This is a genomic window from Pseudomonas viridiflava, assembly GCF_900184295.1.
Classification (GTDB): Bacteria; Pseudomonadota; Gammaproteobacteria; order Pseudomonadales; family Pseudomonadaceae; genus Aquipseudomonas; species Aquipseudomonas viridiflava.
Genome location: NZ_LT855380.1, coordinates 2,302,499 through 2,318,846 on the forward strand (window position 1 = coordinate 2,302,499; position 16,348 = coordinate 2,318,846).

General features: G+C 59.7%; 15 protein-coding genes. 6 read left to right on the forward strand and 9 right to left on the reverse strand.

Translation table 11 applies throughout. The features are described from left to right. Nucleotides 1-41 precede the first annotated feature (41 nt). Together CFBP1590_RS28400 and CFBP1590_RS10610 are read left to right on the forward strand one after the other, a co-directional pair. A complete protein-coding gene (locus tag CFBP1590_RS28400; protein WP_350310290.1) occupies nt 42-161 on the forward strand; it encodes a peptidase inhibitor family I36 protein in 120 nt (39 codons plus the stop codon). Nucleotides 162-172: 11 nt separating this feature from the next. After that, nucleotides 173-2,464: a sensor domain-containing diguanylate cyclase gene (locus CFBP1590_RS10610; protein WP_374729035.1), complete on the forward strand. Its 2,292-nt coding sequence runs from the start codon at nt 173-175 to the stop codon at nt 2,462-2,464. A gap of 37 nt (nt 2,465-2,501) precedes the next feature. Here the strand turns inward: CFBP1590_RS10610 and dacB are convergent, their stop codons facing one another. After that, on the reverse strand, nt 2,502-3,971 hold the full coding sequence (gene dacB / locus CFBP1590_RS10615) for a D-alanyl-D-alanine carboxypeptidase/D-alanyl-D-alanine endopeptidase (protein ID WP_025994951.1): 1,470 nt from the start codon (nt 3,969-3,971) through the stop codon (nt 2,502-2,504). A 359-nt stretch (nt 3,972-4,330) separates the two neighbouring features. Here dacB and CFBP1590_RS10620 point away from each other — a divergent pair, with 359 nt between their 5' ends. Next, a complete protein-coding gene (locus tag CFBP1590_RS10620; protein ID WP_004885641.1) occupies nt 4,331-4,675 on the forward strand; it encodes a YggL family protein in 345 nt (114 codons plus the stop codon). Between the two features lie 104 nt (nt 4,676-4,779). On the opposite strand, the gene CFBP1590_RS10625 is transcribed toward CFBP1590_RS10620, so the two are convergent. The 8 genes from CFBP1590_RS10625 to CFBP1590_RS10660 all read right to left on the reverse strand — a co-directional run bounded on the left by CFBP1590_RS10625 (nt 4,780) and on the right by CFBP1590_RS10660 (nt 13,778). Next, the gene (locus CFBP1590_RS10625) at nt 4,780-8,418 is read right to left on the reverse strand and encodes a transporter substrate-binding domain-containing protein (RefSeq protein WP_088234985.1); all 3,639 of its coding nucleotides are present in this window, start codon (nt 8,416-8,418) and stop codon (nt 4,780-4,782) included. A gap of 8 nt (nt 8,419-8,426) precedes the next feature. Then, entirely contained in the window at nt 8,427-9,053 is a 627-nt protein-coding gene (locus CFBP1590_RS10630; RefSeq protein ID WP_004885634.1) for a response regulator transcription factor, read from the reverse strand. 328 nt (nt 9,054-9,381) lie between these two features. Beyond that, entirely contained in the window at nt 9,382-9,780 is a 399-nt protein-coding gene (locus tag CFBP1590_RS10635) for a response regulator (RefSeq protein WP_029243662.1), read from the reverse strand. A 260-nt stretch (nt 9,781-10,040) separates the two neighbouring features. Next, complete coding sequence (locus tag CFBP1590_RS10640) at nt 10,041-11,372, reverse strand: deoxyguanosinetriphosphate triphosphohydrolase (protein ID WP_025994954.1); 1,332 nt, start codon at nt 11,370-11,372, stop codon at nt 10,041-10,043. A gap of 63 nt (nt 11,373-11,435) precedes the next feature. Beyond that, the gene (locus tag CFBP1590_RS10645; RefSeq protein WP_088234986.1) at nt 11,436-12,599 is read right to left on the reverse strand and encodes an EAL domain-containing protein; all 1,164 of its coding nucleotides are present in this window, start codon (nt 12,597-12,599) and stop codon (nt 11,436-11,438) included. Nucleotides 12,600-12,728: 129 nt separating this feature from the next. Beyond that, nucleotides 12,729-13,070, reverse strand: a complete 342-nt coding sequence (locus CFBP1590_RS10650; RefSeq protein WP_004885622.1) for a hypothetical protein — start codon at nt 13,068-13,070, stop codon at nt 12,729-12,731. After that, a complete protein-coding gene (locus CFBP1590_RS10655; protein ID WP_088234987.1) occupies nt 13,067-13,459 on the reverse strand; it encodes a phage holin family protein in 393 nt (130 codons plus the stop codon). The genes CFBP1590_RS10650 and CFBP1590_RS10655 overlap by 4 nt, the downstream gene beginning before the upstream one ends. A 4-nt stretch (nt 13,460-13,463) precedes the next feature. Then, on the reverse strand, nt 13,464-13,778 hold the full coding sequence (locus CFBP1590_RS10660; RefSeq protein ID WP_025994956.1) for an ElaB/YgaM/YqjD family protein: 315 nt from the start codon (nt 13,776-13,778) through the stop codon (nt 13,464-13,466). Between the two features lie 446 nt (nt 13,779-14,224). Between CFBP1590_RS10660 and CFBP1590_RS10665 the strand changes: the two genes are divergently transcribed. From CFBP1590_RS10665 to CFBP1590_RS10675, 3 genes are all read left to right on the forward strand, one after another. Next, nucleotides 14,225-15,310, forward strand: coding sequence for an acyltransferase family protein (locus CFBP1590_RS10665; RefSeq protein ID WP_088234988.1), 1,086 nt, complete (start codon nt 14,225-14,227; stop codon nt 15,308-15,310). Nucleotides 15,311-15,390: 80 nt separating this feature from the next. After that, a complete protein-coding gene (locus CFBP1590_RS10670; RefSeq protein WP_058431184.1) occupies nt 15,391-16,011 on the forward strand; it encodes a hypothetical protein in 621 nt (206 codons plus the stop codon). Between the two features lie 88 nt (nt 16,012-16,099). Further along, entirely contained in the window at nt 16,100-16,342 is a 243-nt protein-coding gene (locus tag CFBP1590_RS10675; protein ID WP_004885604.1) for a glutaredoxin family protein, read from the forward strand. The last annotated feature ends 6 nt before the right edge of the window (nt 16,343-16,348 follow it).

The window sequence follows — 16,348 nt, forward strand, 5'->3', positions numbered from 1 at the left end:
CATCATCCACTAGGCAAATTACTGGCGAATAGCTATAACCAATGCACAGCCAGCGTGGCGCAACACCCTGTTGGCGTCATGAGTTGTGTCTATGGCGGCGAAACGGTACAGGCTCAGAGTACTGGGCTTCATCAGTGAACAGGTTTCAGCGTGGCTGGTAGCGGTTCTGACGATGCTGGTCGGTGCGGCGCTGACGGTCATGCTGGCGCTGGCTGACCATGATGCCTATCAATATCAGTTGCGCCAGCGTTTCGATATTCTGGCCAGCGAGCGTTTCAGTCGCATTCAGGAACGTCTGGATCGTCAGGTCAGCAGGCTGGATACGGTTCGCCGCTTCTTTCTTTTTTCCCATGACATTACCCGCGAAGAATACGAAGGCTTCGTAGGTCCGTTGCTGATCGGCACCCAGGCTTATGGCTGGAACCCGAGAGTGACCCGGGCCGGGCGGGCCGCATTCGAGGCGGAGGTGCGCAAGGGTGGGCTCAAGGATTTTGCGATCCGCCAACTCGATGAGCACGGCAAACTGAGCGTGGCGGGCGTGCGCGACGAATATTTTCCTGTCCTCTATCTGAATTCGATCAGTGCGTTGCCGGTGCCTTTGGGCTTCGATATCTACTCTGAACCGATCCGTCATTTGGCCCTGGACAAGGCGCGGCTGCTGGACCGCATCACGGCGACGCCCCGGATACAGCTGTTGGGCCTGGACCCTGCCAACACACGCGGCGTGTTGCTGATGGCGCCCGTGTTCTCAAGCGTCAGTGCGCCGGGTGAAACGCCCGAGTTGAGAGGTGTGCTCACGGCAGTCATCGGTCTCTCGCAACTGATGAGTGTGGGGGCGGCAGAACGCGACACCCTGGCGGTCACACTCACTGACCTGAACGCGCAGCCCGAACCTGATCCCGTGTATCTGTCTCCAGCCAAAGCGGCCACGAATGAGCTGTACCAGAGCACACTGCTGGGACTGGGGGATCGCGATTATCTGCTTGAGGTTCGTCCCACCGAGCTGTTTCAGTCAAATAATCGGGAAACGTCCAGCAATGTTCTTTGGTTCGGCGGGCTGTTGAGTCTGATGCTCAGTGCCTTGCTTTACAGCCTCATCAGCCAGCGCCAGCGTGCGCTTGTACGTGTCGAGCAGCGCACCCGAGAGTTGCGCGTGCGCGAGAAGCAATTGAACGTGGCCAACGGTCAGTTGCGCAACATTCTGAATGCGGCGACCGAAGTCGCAATTATTGCGACCGACCTCAATGGTGTGATCAACACGTTCAACGTCGGTGCGCAGCGCATGCTTGGTTATTCCGATGAGGAAGTCCTGGGGCGGTTCGGGCTCAAGGATTTCCAGCACTCTGAGCCATCAGATCCCAGTGACGTCAGCGAAGTCCGCATGTTGCAGGACATGCTTGGCGCTGCCATTCAGGAAGGCAGTCATCCGGCCCGCGAGTTGACCTTTCAGCGACGCGACGGCAGCACGCTGGTCGTCAACATGCTCGTCACGGCCGTGCGCGACGATCAGGGGCAGTGGATCGGCTGTCTGGCGGTGTGCACCGACATGACCGAACATCGACGCGTGCATGATGCGCTGGAGGCTCAGGGGCAATTGCTCGAAAAGCTCGGCTCGCAGGTACCGGGAGGGATCTATCAGTACCAGCTGGATGCTGATGGCAGCTCACGGTTCAGGTATGTCAGCGTTGGCATGTGCGAGTTGTTCGAGCTCGATGAAGTGCACGTGCTGATCGATGCGGAGGTGCTGCTGCAACGTATTCATCCCATGGACCTGGCCCGAATCAGAAACTCGATCATTCCCAGTGCGCAGCAACTGACGCCGTGGCGTGAAGAGTACCGGGTTCAATTACCGAACAAGGGGCTGCGCTGGTTGCGCGCGGCCTCGACGCCCGAGCAACTGGCTGATGGTGCCGTGCTGTGGCATGGATTCGTTTCGGACATCTCCGATCTGAAACGGGTCGAGCAGGAGCTGCGTGAACTGTCGGTCACCGATGTGCTGACCGGTGCTTTCAACCGTCGATACTTTCAGGATCGGCTGCAGGCCGAGCTCAAGCGTATCGACCGGCATGGCGGCCATCTGTCGATCATCATGCTCGACATCGATCACTTCAAGCGCATTAACGACCGGTTCGGGCACGGTGTCGGGGATCAGGTGCTAAAAGCCATCTCGCAACGCATCACGCATCGGCTGCGCACGGATGACGTGTTCTGTCGGTTGGGGGGCGAAGAGTTCATGGTGCTGTGCCCCGGTACTCAGGGCGCCCAGGCTTATCAGTTGGCGCTTGGTCTTCGCGAAGAGCTGAACAGGGCGGGCATCGACGGCGTGGGCCGGGTAACGGCCAGTTTCGGAATCGCCAGTTGGCGGGAAGGCGAGGGCGTCGACGCGATGCTGCTGCGCGCCGACTCGGGGGTTTATGCCGCCAAGCAGGCGGGGCGGGACAAGGTGGAACCGGAGCAGGCCTGATCGGGCTCAGGCCTGCTCTTTGTGGTCTGGCGCGGGATCAGGGCTGCTGGATCGATACCGTGGTATTGCTCAGCTTGGGCTGACGGTAAAGATCGACCAGCACTTCGTCGAGTACCGACGAGGCGCCGAACGGACGCGGGTCATTCAGGATCGCCACGACCGCCCAAGTGTTGCCGTTGCTGTCGCGGCTGAAGCCTGCGATGGCACGTACGGTGTTTAGGGTGCCGGTCTTGATGTGCGCTTCGCCCAACAGAGGTGTGCGTTTCAGACGCTTGCGCATGGTGCCATCCATACCCGCAAGTGGCATGGAGCTCATGAATTCGGCGGCATACGGGCTGCGCCAGGCGGCCTGAAGGATCACCGCCATTTCACGGGCGCTGACTCGTTCGGCGCGCGACAGGCCTGAACCGTTTTCCATCACCAGATGCGGTGCGGTGATGCCTTTTTTGGCCAGCCAGCCGCGAATCACCCGTTGCGCGGCCTTGGCGTCGTCGCCGTCGGCGTCGCTGCGGAACTCTTCGCCAAGGCTGAGAAACAGCTGCTGAGCCATGGTGTTGTTGCTGTATTTGTTGATGTCGCGAATCACTTCGACCAGGTCCGGGGAAAACGCCTTGGCCAGCAGCTTGGCGCTGGACGGCACGACGTCGACGCGGTTCTTGCCCAGAATGGTGCCGCCCAGTTCCTGCCAGATGGCGCGCACGGCACCGGCAGCGTAGGTCGGGTGGTCGAGCAGCGACAGGTAGGTCTGGGAGTTGCAGCCATTGCCCAGTTGTCCCGTCACCGTCACGTTGACGCTGCCATCAGGCTGGGTTACCGGGTTGTAGCGGACATCGCCCGTGCATTGTTTCGAGGCGACCGCCTTGACCTGATTGTCGATACGTATGGTGGCGATGGGCGGCTCTACCGAGACCAGGATGCGGCCATCATCGTTGCGGGTGACAAAGCGCAGGGCCTTCAGGTTGACCATCAGCGAATCAGGCTTGACCAGAAAGGGCTTGTTGTCGTCGTTGCCATCGTCGTTGAAAACCGGCAATTGCGGCTGCACGAAGTGGCTGCGGTCCAGCACCAGATCACCGGTGACCTGCTGGACGCCATTGGCGCGCAGGTCGCGCATCAGCAGCCAGAGCTTTTCCATGTTCAGCTTGGGGTCGCCGCCGCCCTTGAGGTACAGGTTGCCGCGCAGCACGCCATTGCTCAGGGTGCCGTCGGTGAAGAACTCGGTTTTCCATTGGTGGGTAGGGCCGAGAATTTCAAGTGCTGCATAGGTCGTGATCAGCTTCATGGTCGAGGCCGGGTTCACCGATACATCGGCATTGAATACAGTCGGTGTGCCTGGGCCGTTGAGCGGCAACATGACAAGCGATAATGCGTCATCGCCAAGTTTGCTGGCCTTGAGTGCCTGTTGGACCTTGGGGGAAAGTGTGGTGTTGATGACGGCCGCATTTGCGGAGAGGGCCAGTGGCAAGAGCAATGAAGCGATCAGAAGAGGGCGAAACGACTTGATCATGAATAAACCCTACTGCAGGAGGGGAAACAAAAAAGAGGGCATGGATGAATTCCCTCGGTCATTCTGAATATTTGAATAACAGCAGCTAACTGCGAACAACTATAGCGAACAGGTGAAGATTGACGCTTGAATGTGCAGGGTTTTCGTAATGCGAAAGGTCAACGCCTGCAACCGGCGGCATTATGCCCCAAGCAGGGGGCGCATGTGATGGGGCCGTGACCCTGAACCGCTATTTTTTTTCCAGCACGCCCCATCTGTCAGTCAACGCATCGAACATTGCTCCCAGCCTTCATTTGTCGGGCTTTTACCTGCCCGAACTGGTAAAGTGCCGCCCGATATTTACTGATGAGGATTGTCCCATGGCTACGAACCGTTCCCGCCGTCTGCGCAAAAAACTCTGCGTTGATGAATTTCAGGAGCTGGGTTTTGAGCTGAACCTGGACTTCAAGCAAGAGCTGGATGACCAGGCAATCGACGCCTTCCTCGACGCTTTCCTGAAAGAAGCAATGGAAGCCAACGGTCTTGGCTATGTCGGCGGCGATGACTTTGGTCTGGTTTGCCTGAGCAAGCGTGGCTCGGTCAGCGAAGAGCAGCGCGCTGCCGTTGAAGCCTGGCTCAAGGGCCGCAGCGAACTGACAGAAGTGACTGTCAGCCCGCTGATCGACGTCTGGTACCCGGAAAACGAAATCAACCCGGTCGCCTGATGTATCAGGAAGCAGGCTCAGGCCTGCTTCCTTGTTTCATCCCCCCCCTTCAATCGCTTCATCCCCCTTTCTGTGCCGCGCTTCTCCGTCCATTCTGCTTGCCGTCAACTGTCTGTTTTTCCTGTCGTGCCGGGTTTCTCCTGCTGCGCGGACAATGCCCTTTCAAGTTCGAGCATGGCGCTGTCTACCGCCTGATGACAGGCGCGAAGCCGGGCTTCACTCGTCCCGGGCTCGCATGCCTGTTCAAGTGCATTGCAGGCGTCCACCACGTGTGAAGCGCTGATGATGCGTGCGGCGCCCTTGATCCGGTGGGCCATGTCACGAATCTCGTCCGGGTGTCCTTCGCGCATATGGGTGGCGAGCAACTGCCGATCCTCCTGGTTGCTGCGCAGCAATTCGCTCAGCAGGCGCTTGACCATTTCAGGACGATCACCGGTAAGTCGGCTGACGCTGCCCGGATTGAACGCAGGTGTCGAACGCGTCAGCGGTGAAAGCAGGGCCAGCCTGTCGCTGAGCAGGCTTAGGCTGATGGGTTTGAACAGGCAGTCATCCATGCCCGCGTCCCGGCAGCGCTGTACTTCTTCCTGCTGGGCGTTGGCCGTGAATCCCCAGACCGTGCAGGGCTGGCTATCGCGAGACTGCTCCTGGGCCCTGATGGCCCGCGTCAGGTCGTAACCGTTCATGACCGGCATGTTGCAGTCGGCAACCACCAGATCAAAGCGATTCTGCAACCAGCACTCGAGCCCCAGCGCACCGTTTTCGGCGACTTCGCAGTGATGCCCCAGAAACCCGAGCTGCTCACAGAGCAGCAGCCGGTTGGCCGGATGATCATCGACGATCAGAATGTGCAGGATGTGGTTGGGCGTCGGTGCAGCATCCTGTTGAACCGGCACATGGGCTGCCGGGTCGAGTGAAGTGAGCACCAGATGCATGTTGATCTGCGTGCCTTGGCCCGGCTCGCTGTCCAGTGTCAGGGTGCCGCCCATCATCTCGCACAGGCTGCGGCAGATCACCAATCCCAGGCCTGCACCGGTGCGCGCCATCTGGCCGTTGCTGTCCACTTGGGCGAACGGTTCGAACAGGCGCTCCTGATCGGGCTGGCTGATACCGATGCCGCTGTCCTGCACGGTCAGATGCAGTTGCAGGCGCTGTGAGTCGGTCAGATCCCCGGTTTGCAGGCTGATTCTGACCTGTCCCTGTTGCGTGAACTTGATGGCGTTGCTGACCAGATTGGACAGGATCTGCTTGAAACGCAGCGGGTCCACCAGTACGTCGGTGTTGATGCGGCTGTCCAGTTCCAGCGCCAGGGTCAGGTTCTTCTGCCGGGCCAGTCCGTCGAATACCCTGACCACCGACTCCACCAGCTGACGCAGGTTGGCTCGCTCGGGGTTGAGGGTCAGTCGGCCGGACTCGATGCGGGCGATGTCGAGGATATCGCCGATCAGGTCCAGCAGCTCCTTCGCCGAACCGTAGGCGACTTCGATGGCCGATCGATCCAGCTCACCCTGATCGGCGCGTTTGAGTGCCAGTTCGAGCATGCCGATCACGGCATTCATCGGGGTCCTGATTTCGTGACTCATGGTGGCCAGAAAGGTGCTCTTGGCCCGGTTGGCCGCGTCGGCCTGTTCCTTGGCGGTCTGCAGGTCTTCGATGAGCTGACGTCGCTCGCTGATATCGATCCAGCCGCCGATGATGCCCTGTACCTCACCCAGCGAATCCCGGAAGGGCAGGATCCAGTGGTAGATGGTCAGCCTTCGCTCGCCGATATGCAGTGTGCGATCCTGGACCAGCGCGGTATTGGTGGCCATTACCCGCTGATAATCGGCCGCATATTCGTGTGCTTCGAACTCGTTGCTCAGCACACCGTCGGTGGCGCTCTTGTCGATGATGTCTTCGCGCTGTGCTGAAAACGAGGTGAGGTAGCTGTCGTTGCACATGCGCAGCAGGCCTTCACGGTCACGCACATAGATCGGGTGGGGGGTGCCGTCGACCAGTGCCCTCATGAACTCGAACTGGTCGCCCAGCGCCCGCTCGGCAGCTTCACGCTGTTTGATCTGGCGCCGCATGTAGGCATTCCAGACCAGCAGACCGATCAGCAGCAGGCCGGCACCGGTAATGATCTGGTAGATCAGGCGCTGGTAGTCGTGCCAGTTGGCACCTGCGGGTGTGTAGGAGCGCCATCGGTTGTTGATCACGGCCAACTCCTGGGGGGCGATGCTGGCCAGCGCCTTGTCCAGAATCGAGCTCAGTTCGGTGGCGTTGCGTGAGGTGGCCATGGAGATCAGTGCCGGGTCTTCCCCGGTGGTGGCGGTGATCTGCAGGCGCTCGCCGAATATGCCTGAGGACAGAAAATAATTGGCGCTGAGCAGCGATGTCGCGGCAGCCTCGGTTCTGCCGATTGCCAGCATGTCCAGCGCCTGGAAAGGGTTATCGACCTCGACTGTCACGATGTCCGGATGTTCGCGGTGCATCCAGCTCAGCAATGCGCTGCCCTGGGTGACCGCGAGGCGTTTCTTGCCGAGGTTTTCAAGGTGGGACGGCGAGCCGGCTTCCTTGCGTGTCACCAGCACGAACGAATTGTCGATGTAAGGACGGCTGAAACTCAGCCGGTCCTCACGCTCGTCGCTGGCGTCCAGAGCACCGATCATGTCCGCCTGACCCTGGCTGACCTGGTTGATCATGTCGGCAAGGCTTGCCGAACGGGTGACTTCGAAGTTGATTCCGGTGCGCAGGCGCACCAGTTCCAGCAGCTCCGCCGTGATGCCGCGAAACGTACCGTTGGCATCGAAGAAGGTCAGAGGTGCGTAGGCTTCGTTGACCAGTACCCGCACGGTAGGGTGCTGGGCGATCCAGCGCTCCTCCCGTTGGGTCAGTTGCAGCTTCTGGTCGGTCAGCAGCAGATCGCTGCCGGCGCTCCAGCGTTTTGAAATATCGATGCGCTCGTCAACCGGAATGGCCTTGAGCGTCTGGTTGATGACGTCCAGCAGTTGCGGGTTATCGTTGCTGATGGCGAAGCTGAATCCGTTGGCTTCATGCTTGCCGAAGTTGGCCATTTGCACATTGTTCAGGTAACCCCTGTTGATGATGTATTGGGTTGAAATGGTATCGCCGAGAAAGACGTCGGCCTGGTTGAAGGCCACGGCGTTGATCGCGTTCTGAAAGGACGGGTAGGTGTCGATGGTCGCGTCGGGATAGGTCGTCTTGACCTCGTCCAGCGGCAGGTAGTGATAGACCATGCTCAGACGCAGGCCCTTGAGGCCCTCGGTCAGCGGGCGGGTTTCGCCAATGCGCGTGACCAGTACCGGCTGATCCACCGAGTAGGGGTGGGTCAGCATGATGTCGCGTTCCTTGGCTTCGAACCCGTTGGCGGTTCCCAGCAGATCGATTTGCCCGCTGACAAGCGCCTTCATGGCGTGGTCGCGGCTTTCAAAACGCTGAACCCTGACAGGCAGGTCCAGCGTTCGGGAAATGATGCCGGCGTAATCGGCGGTTATACCTTCGTAGTCGTTGCCGGAAATGGTGATGTCGAAGGGCGGGTAGTCGGGTGCAGAAGTGCCGAGGATCAACTCGCGTTTGCTGCGGACCCACTGCCATTGTTTGCTGTCCAGCTTCACATCCATGTGCGCCGGGCTCGAGCGGCCGAGCAGGGTGTAGTGGTCGGCGGCCTCAAGGCGGGCGAGCAGACCCCAGCTCAGGCAAAGGCTTGTGGCCAGTATCAGAAATTGTTTGAAGCGCGTGGACATCCGGTCTCTCACACTAGCGCGTTGCGTTTCGCCATCTCGATAAGTTCTACCAAGGTTCTTGTTTTCAGTTTTTGCATCAGCCGTGTCTTGTAGGTGCTGACAGTCTTGTTGCTGAGAAACATGCCCTTGGCGATTTCCTTGTTGGAGCGGCCCTGGGCAAAGAGTTGCAAGACCATCAGTTCGCGATCATTGACCAACTTGAACAACTCGATTTCGCTCGGTTGACCATCTTCGCGAACGGCAGGCGTCAATGCCTGGCTGGGGAAGTAATTGTAGCCGGATAATACCGCTTTCACCGAACTGAGCAATTCACTGAGGTCCTCCTGTTTGCAGACATAGCCCGCTGCGCCGGATTGCATGCAGCGTATCGCGAACAGTTTCGGGGTCTGTGAAGTGAGGACCAGGATTTTCGACGGCAGGCCCATGGTGTTGAAGCGGGCCAGTACCTCCAGGCCGTCGAGCTTGGGAATGCTGATGTCCAGAATGATCAGGTCGGGCATGCATTCACGGACCATCTGCATGGCGTCAACGCCATTATCGGTTTCACCGACGACCTCGTAGTTTTCGTTCTCCAGCAGCATTCTCACGGCCAGTCGAACAACAGGGTGGTCGTCGATGATAAAAACTGAGTTCATATTTAAATCCATACAAGCAGCGAAGAAAGCGCGCACCTTAGCTCAGATGTTCGGGCAGGCCCATGAAGAGACGTGGTCGGCACGTATATATAGGAAAGTTCCTACAGTAATTAGAGTCTCGGAGTACGTAAAAGCCTACTTTGAACGCTCCATGTTTAAAAAGATTTCGCGCTTTATTCTGGGGGTTAGTTAGGTTTTCAGGGCGTGTTTATTGCGTTTGGGAATTAGCCGTCGCGTCTATAGTATTATTCCTACAATACGGATGTGCAGTAAGTCATAACGTCTGAGCGTTCATCCAAAGGTCGGTGCGACGACCTGTTGCACAGTGTCATTGCGAACCTGAAACGCCGTTCAGCAGGTGGACAAGAACCGGGCCGTTCAGTGGCTTGCTCAGGCAGCCAAGCATTGGCAGACCCAGCTGGATGGCAAGCTGTTCGAGGTCAAGCAGTTGCTGTGCCGCAAGCCCGCTGAGCAGCACGGCATGCCGGATCAGCCCGCGCTTCCAGGCCTTTTCGATCAGATCCAGACCATCGAGGTCGGGGAGCCTCTGGTCACACAGAATGAGGTCGTAGGGTTCTGGACTGCGTTCCATGGCAGCCATGGCCTCGCTGGCCGTCAGAACGGGGGTCAGCAGAAAATATCCCTGGTTGTTGAGCAGTATCTGGGTGGCGATCAACTGAAAGGGATGATCCTCCACCAGCAGGATTCGCAGGTTGTGCTTGAACATGAGGTTACCGGCTGGGACGAGGCAGGGGCGGTTCGAGCCGGGTCGACAGGTATCGTGCGGTTCCCGAAGGTGCCGCAGGCAGCTGGATGGCTTACCGGTTCGGCCATGAAGTGCCGGGATTATTGGGGTGTGTCGAAAACGCTGCGATAAGACGCGTCTGGCAGGTGTGTAGGACGTTTCTGAAGTTGAGGTGCGGTGAAGTCCACGGCCGAGCGAGCGAGCACCGGTTTCGGGTGGCTCTGCTCGCCCGGTACCCGCCCTCAGAACTGCGCGGATCGGCCCGTCATTTCTCGGGCCATCTCGGTTGCGTAGCTGTCGGTCATGCCGGCAATGAAGTCGATCATGCGCAGAAACGAAGCATGCAGCGGCGCCTTCGGATCGGGCGCGCTGTTGCCCAGCAGATCGAGAATGCGCCGGTGCTTGAACGAGGGCGTACGGCCACCGAACTGCTCCACCGCAGCGCCGCAAAAAGCGTTAAGGAGAATTTCCAGCGTGGTATAGGCGCCAATCTCGTGCAGGGTCTTGCGCTTGTCCTGAAAGATCTTCTTGCGGGCCATGTCCTTGGCGCTCAACACGCAGCGCTTGGCCGGACCATGCATGTGCTCCACCAGATCGCCCTGAAGCGTGCCGGCCAGCAGGGCATCCTGCTGCTCGACAAACGCGCGGGCCGCGGCATTGGTCAGGTGCTCGATGGCCTTGCCGCGCAGGATCGCCAGCTTGCGTCGCCGCGAGTCCGACGGGCCCAGTTGACGGTAGGTTTCCGGCAGGTCATCGCCCACCAGCCCCAGCAGCAGGGCTTCCACTTCGGCGTAATCGAGCAGGTCCATTTCCAGACCGTCCTCAAGGTCGATCAGGGCGTAGCAGATGTCATCGGCGGCTTCCATCAGGTAAACCAGCGGATGACGTGCCCAGCGCTGCTCTTCCAACTGCGGCAGGCCGAGCTTGTTGGCAATCTGCTCGAGAATCGGCAGTTCGCTCTGGTAGCAGCCGAACTTGTGCTTCTTGTAGCCCAGCGAGTCGGCATGCCGCGCGGTCCACGGGTACTTCAGGTAGGTACCCAGCGTGGCGTAGGTCAGCCGGGTGCCTCCGTCGAACTGGTGATACTCCAGCTGCGTGAGTACGCGAAAGCCCTGCGCATTGCCTTCGAAGTTGAGGAAGTCGTTGCGCTCGGTTTCGCTCATCGCATCGAGCCAGCCACGGCCCGCTGCCTGGTTGAACCAGTTGCGGATCGCGTCTTCACCCGAATGCCCGAAGGGAGGATTGCCGATGTCATGGGCCAGGCACGCTGACTGGATTACCATGCCCAGATCGCTGGGGTCGCACCAGTCGGGCAGGGCGCTGCGCAGGGTTTCACCGACCCGCATGCCCAGCGAGCGACCCACGCAACTGACTTCCAGCGAATGGGTCAGGCGGGTGTGGATATGGTCATTGCTGGAGACCGGATGGACCTGGGTCTTGCGTCCCAGACGCCGGAAGGCACCTGAGAAGATGATGCGGTCATGGTCCTTGTGGAATGGGCTGCGCCCCAGTTCCTCGGGGCTGTGCAGGGTCTTGCCGAGTCGTTCGCGGTTAAGCAGGGTTTGCCAATCCAAGGCGGTCACTCCGTCAGTCGTATTGGCCTAGCTTCCCGGTTCGGCGCGCTGGCCGCAAGGCCTTCACATGCCGGCGGCGTCGATATCGATGAGAAGCAGACGCGTGCCGTTGTCGAAGAACTGGCCTGCCGTCAGGCAATACTGGTTAGTGGTGGCGTCGCGGTAGGTGTTCGACAGGGTCAGACGGCGTTCGTGCCAGCCCTCGGCCAGAAGATGGTAGAAGTACGGACGCCACGACCAGTTGTGCCCCAGGTAGCGCGCATCGGCATGCCAGGCACCGTCTCGCCATTCCAGGTTGGGCGTCAACTGCGTGCCGTGGCGGTCGCACTGATAGAACCGCAGCAGCCAGGGATAATCGTGCAATTGCGGCAGTGCGCTGATCGGCGCCTGTGTCTGCGCCCAGCGCTGCAGGCTGTCCATCAGAATGGCGAGACGCTGGCGCAGGTCCATCAGGCGTGCCCGTTCGGCCACCTTGCGCAACACATAGCGATCGCGCAGCTCGGCGAATCGGGCCACGAAGGCGTCGGCCGCGAAGAATTCCAGCTCGCCTTTCGCGAACAGGTAGCCCTGAACGTAACGTGCTCCGCACTCCAGAGCGAAGTGCAATTGGGCTTCGGTCTCGACACCTTCGGCAATGATCCAGCAGCCGGTCTTTTCCGCCATCAGCGCGAGCGCCTTGACCACATCGCTGCTCGGGCCGCCCTTTGCAGCAGCCTGAAACAGGCGCATGTCGAGTTTGAGGATATCCGGTTGCAACGCCAGAACCCGGTCCAGTTGCGAATAACCTGCGCCGAAGTCATCGATCGCGATGCGCGCGCCCGCCTCGCGATAACGCTCTACAACCTCGCTCAGACGCTGAATGTCGCCGCCCAGCTCGGTGATTTCAAACACCACACGTTCAGCAGGAACATGATGCTGCACCAGTTGCGCGAGGCTCGGCAGAGCCTGGCCGGGCCGCAGTCGGCTGATCCAGCGGGGGGAAATATTCAGGCTGAGAAACCAGTCCTCGGGAGCTTCATGCAGACGACTCAAGGCGTGGTCACGAATCAGGCGGTCAAGTCGCCGCAGTTCGGCGGCCGGCACCTGCGGGTCGTTGAACAGCGGTCCGACCGAATGCAGCCGTCCTTCGCTGTCGCGCAGTCGGCCAAGCGCCTCGACGCCTGCTATGCGGCCAGTGGCGGTGTCAATGAACGGCTGGAAGCAGGCAAGGGGTTGCCCTGAAATCACGTGGCCTTCCTTAGTGAAGTTGGAATGAGCGTTAGGGAGGGAGGTAAACGCAAGCCGCCCGCTGTGAGTGTTCACAGCGGGCGAAATGTTACTTGGCAGGAGTTAGCAAGAATGCAGCCAACAGGTGTCTCAGCGTTTGCGCGCGCGACTCTGCAGAGCGACCTTGATCAGCGGTGTGAGCGTGATGCCCAGCTTGAGCAGCTTGCCAAGGAAGCTGGTGCGCCCGGTCTTGGCCCGCTTGCCGCTGAGAAAGCCCAGCAGCGCGACCGAACCCACTCCCCACAGTGGCGCATGGCGAATGCCCAGCGCACTTTTCCAGTCGTGACGCAGGCCCCTGAAGCGTTGCAGGGGCTGCAGCAGCGTGGTGGATTCGTGGCGTATTTCCTGGCGATGCATTTCCATGCGCAGACGGATCAGCGCCTTGCGCAGTTCGCGACGGGTGTTGCCCTGATGGGATTTGGGTTCGCTCATGGCATCAGTCGCTCACGGTCGTTGGCCAGTTCTTCGAGAGTCGCATGGAACGGCGAGGATTCGTCGAAGATGGCAGCCTTCAAGCGAAGTCCACAGAACACCGCAGCCAGGAAGTAGAACGTGCACAGGCCGATGATGCCGGCCAGCCTGTAACTGTCCCACAACACAATCAGCAGCAGTGCCGACAGCCCGGTGAGCAGCAGCAGACCGAACACCAGTGCCAGACCCGCGAACAGCAAAAGACTGACAGTACGCGCCTTCTGCTCCTGCAATTCGATGCCGAACAGCTCGACATGGCTGTGCAGCAAGCCCAGAAAAGCGGCACCCAGGCGCCGCGGTGAAGAGCCGTGGTCCGCGTGGGGCGGACCTGATTCCGTTCCCGAAGTCATGGTATTAGCGCCTTGTGGCCAGCAGGCCGATCAGGAAACCGGCACCGGCGGCCAGGCCGACCGATTGCCATGGATTGTTCTGTACGTATTCTTCGGTTGCGACGATTGCTGCTTCGCCACGCTCGCGCAGGGATTCTTCAGTCTGCTTGAGCGTCTCTTTGGCACGCAGCAGGCTTTCCTGAATCTGGGCACGCAGTTCATCTGCCTGATCACCCGCGAGGGTTGCCGTATGTGCCAGCAGCTTCTCGGTGTCGGCGACCAGGACCTGAAAGTCTGCCATCAAGATTTCCTGAGCATTCTGTGCGGTTTGGCGAGGCATGGTTTTCTCCGTTTGGTGGCGTATGGATGTTTCGAGTACAGGGAATTGGCGAAGGTTCACTTCAATTGCTGCGTCGACGCACATCGCGTGGCGACGCGGCTTTCGCCTTGTGCTGGTGCGTGGCGTACAGGCATTTGCGCCAGATCGGCGCATCGGCAGATTACCGGTGGACAACCTTACTCCATAAGCGCAAGCCGCGAGAAAAAAACGGGAGGCTCGCGCAGGTGTTTCATAATGGCTGCGTTTGGCTATGCTCGTTGTGCAGGACGCAACGAACTGTGGTAGATGCCTCTATGTCTTTGACACAGCGCTGTCGCGCAGCAAACACCGGACCTACAGGAAAAACGTGCGTATCCGCTTGCCCGTGCAGCGTTTGACAAGACCCGACTCGTTCGGGGTCGTTCTGGAAGTACCGGCGCAGCGTCGGTCAGTGATTGGAGAGGGGCATGGAGCGGTTGTACTCGCTGCAAGGATTGAGGGGCCTGGCCGTTCTGGGTGTGGTGCTGTTTCACATGATGCCGATCGAGGCGCGGTTTTCCGGTGGCGATACCTTGCTGCCACCTTCGCTGGATTTCTTTCAGCTCGGTGTCGACCTGTTTTTCGTCATCAGCGGCTTCGTGATGGTGATCGTCAGTCGTGGCCGGTTCCAGAGTGGCGTTGAGGCTCAGCGCTTTCTGTTCAACCGGGTGTCGCGGATCTATCCGACCTACTGGCTGTATTTCTTCATCACGCTCGGGGTCTTTCTGGTGCAGCCGGGTCTGGTCAACAGCGGTCATGGCTCGTCGAACCTGCTGATGTCGTTCCTGTTGTTGCCCAACGACAAGGTGCTGCTGGTGATGGTCGCCTGGTCGCTGCTGTTCGAGCTTTGGTTCTACCTGGTATTTACCGGTCTGCTGCTGTTCAAGGAACGTCATCTGCCTTGGCTGATGGCGGGCTGGGCGTTGATCATCGTGGCGTTCAACCTCTTGCAGGACTGGCAGAATCAGTCGTCGGCATTGAAGATCATCCTGCATCCCTATTCGCTGGAGTTCATCATCGGCGTGGCGCTGGCGCTGTTCTTCTACAGCCGTCACAGCGCGCGCCTGCCGACGGCTGCTGTCTGGGGGTTGCTGGCTGTTGCCTTGCTGGCAGGTGTTCCGTTGATTGCGACCTATCGGCTCTACGACAGTCAGGGTTTGCTGCGCATGCTGATGGTGGGCGGCACGTTCGGTCTGCTGGTGCTGACCCTGGCGCTGCTGGAGAGACGACAAAAGATCTTCGTGCCGACGCCGCTGGTGGTCGTGGGCGACATGTCCTACACCATCTACCTGTCTCATCTGCTGGTGCTGGGAGTGATCGGGCGCATCTGGAATGGGGTGGGCGCATGGCCCGAGAGCTATCTGGACAACCTGTTCTTCGCGGGCCTGATGGTGGCGGCCACCCTGTGCTACGGCTGGGTTGGTTATCGCTGTTTCGAGAAGCCGGTGCTGGACCGCGCCAATGCGTTTGGTAAACGGCGCTTTAGAACTGGCGCGGCGAAGGTGGGTGCATAGAAATTTTTACATGGCGCCCAGAGGCAGGGTTCTGCTGAGATACGTCGTTGAACGGACGGCCGGATCGAGGAGACTTGCGGATGGGCCCACAGCTGTTTACCCCTTATGGCGGGATTACGGTCATGCTGCCCGCAGCACTGGTGATCGCTGCCTGGCTATGGACCGCCCGCTCGAAGCGTTCGGCCTTGTTGTGGATGGCGACGCTCTTTGTAGCCTACTCGATGGTGGTGATCAGCAAAGTACTGTTCAAGGGCTGGGGGGTGGCGATCGAGAGTCTGGGGATCTATGTACTCAGCGGGCATGCCATGAATACCTGCCTGATTCTGACCGTCGGCCTGAGTCTTCTGGCGCGACAGTACGATCAGCGTCTTCGCTGGCCCGGTGCCCTGACCGGACTGCTGCTGGGCTGGCTGTACAGCGTCTTTTGTGTCGCGCCTTTCATTCATCCGCTCGCCGAGGCGGTGGCGGGGGCGCTGCTGGGTTCAACGGCGGCCTGCCTGTTTCTCCTTGGCCTCGAGCAGCATGCGACCAGGCGGATTCCTTCGTCCGCCGTTCTTGTCGGTCTGTTGTTCATCGCCATCAGCAGCACGACCACAAAGTACAACGCCGAACGACTGCTGGACCGTATATCGGTCAAGATTTCCGGCTCCGAGCGCGCGTTCAAACAGCCGGACTGGCGGGCTCCCGCTGAACCGCTGTAGCACCGATACGGCTGTCGGTCGCCTCGACGCGATCCAGGACCGGGCCTAGAATGTTTCGGCAGGTCACGCTCTTTACGAGGAGGGTTCGATGCTTCCTGAATGCCAACTGTTCGGCACCCTGGGTTGTCATTTGTGCGATATCGCGCAAGCCGTGTTGCTGCCGTTCGTGGATGAGTGCGGTTTGCTGGTTGAGCGACGCGACATCTGCGAGGATGAGTGGCTGTTCGAACGTTATGAGCTGAGGATACCGGTGCTGCGTCGCGTGGACACCGGCGAAGAGCTGGACTGGCCTTTCGATGCGCCGCAGGTGGCGTCCTTTCTGAGCACGTAACGGATC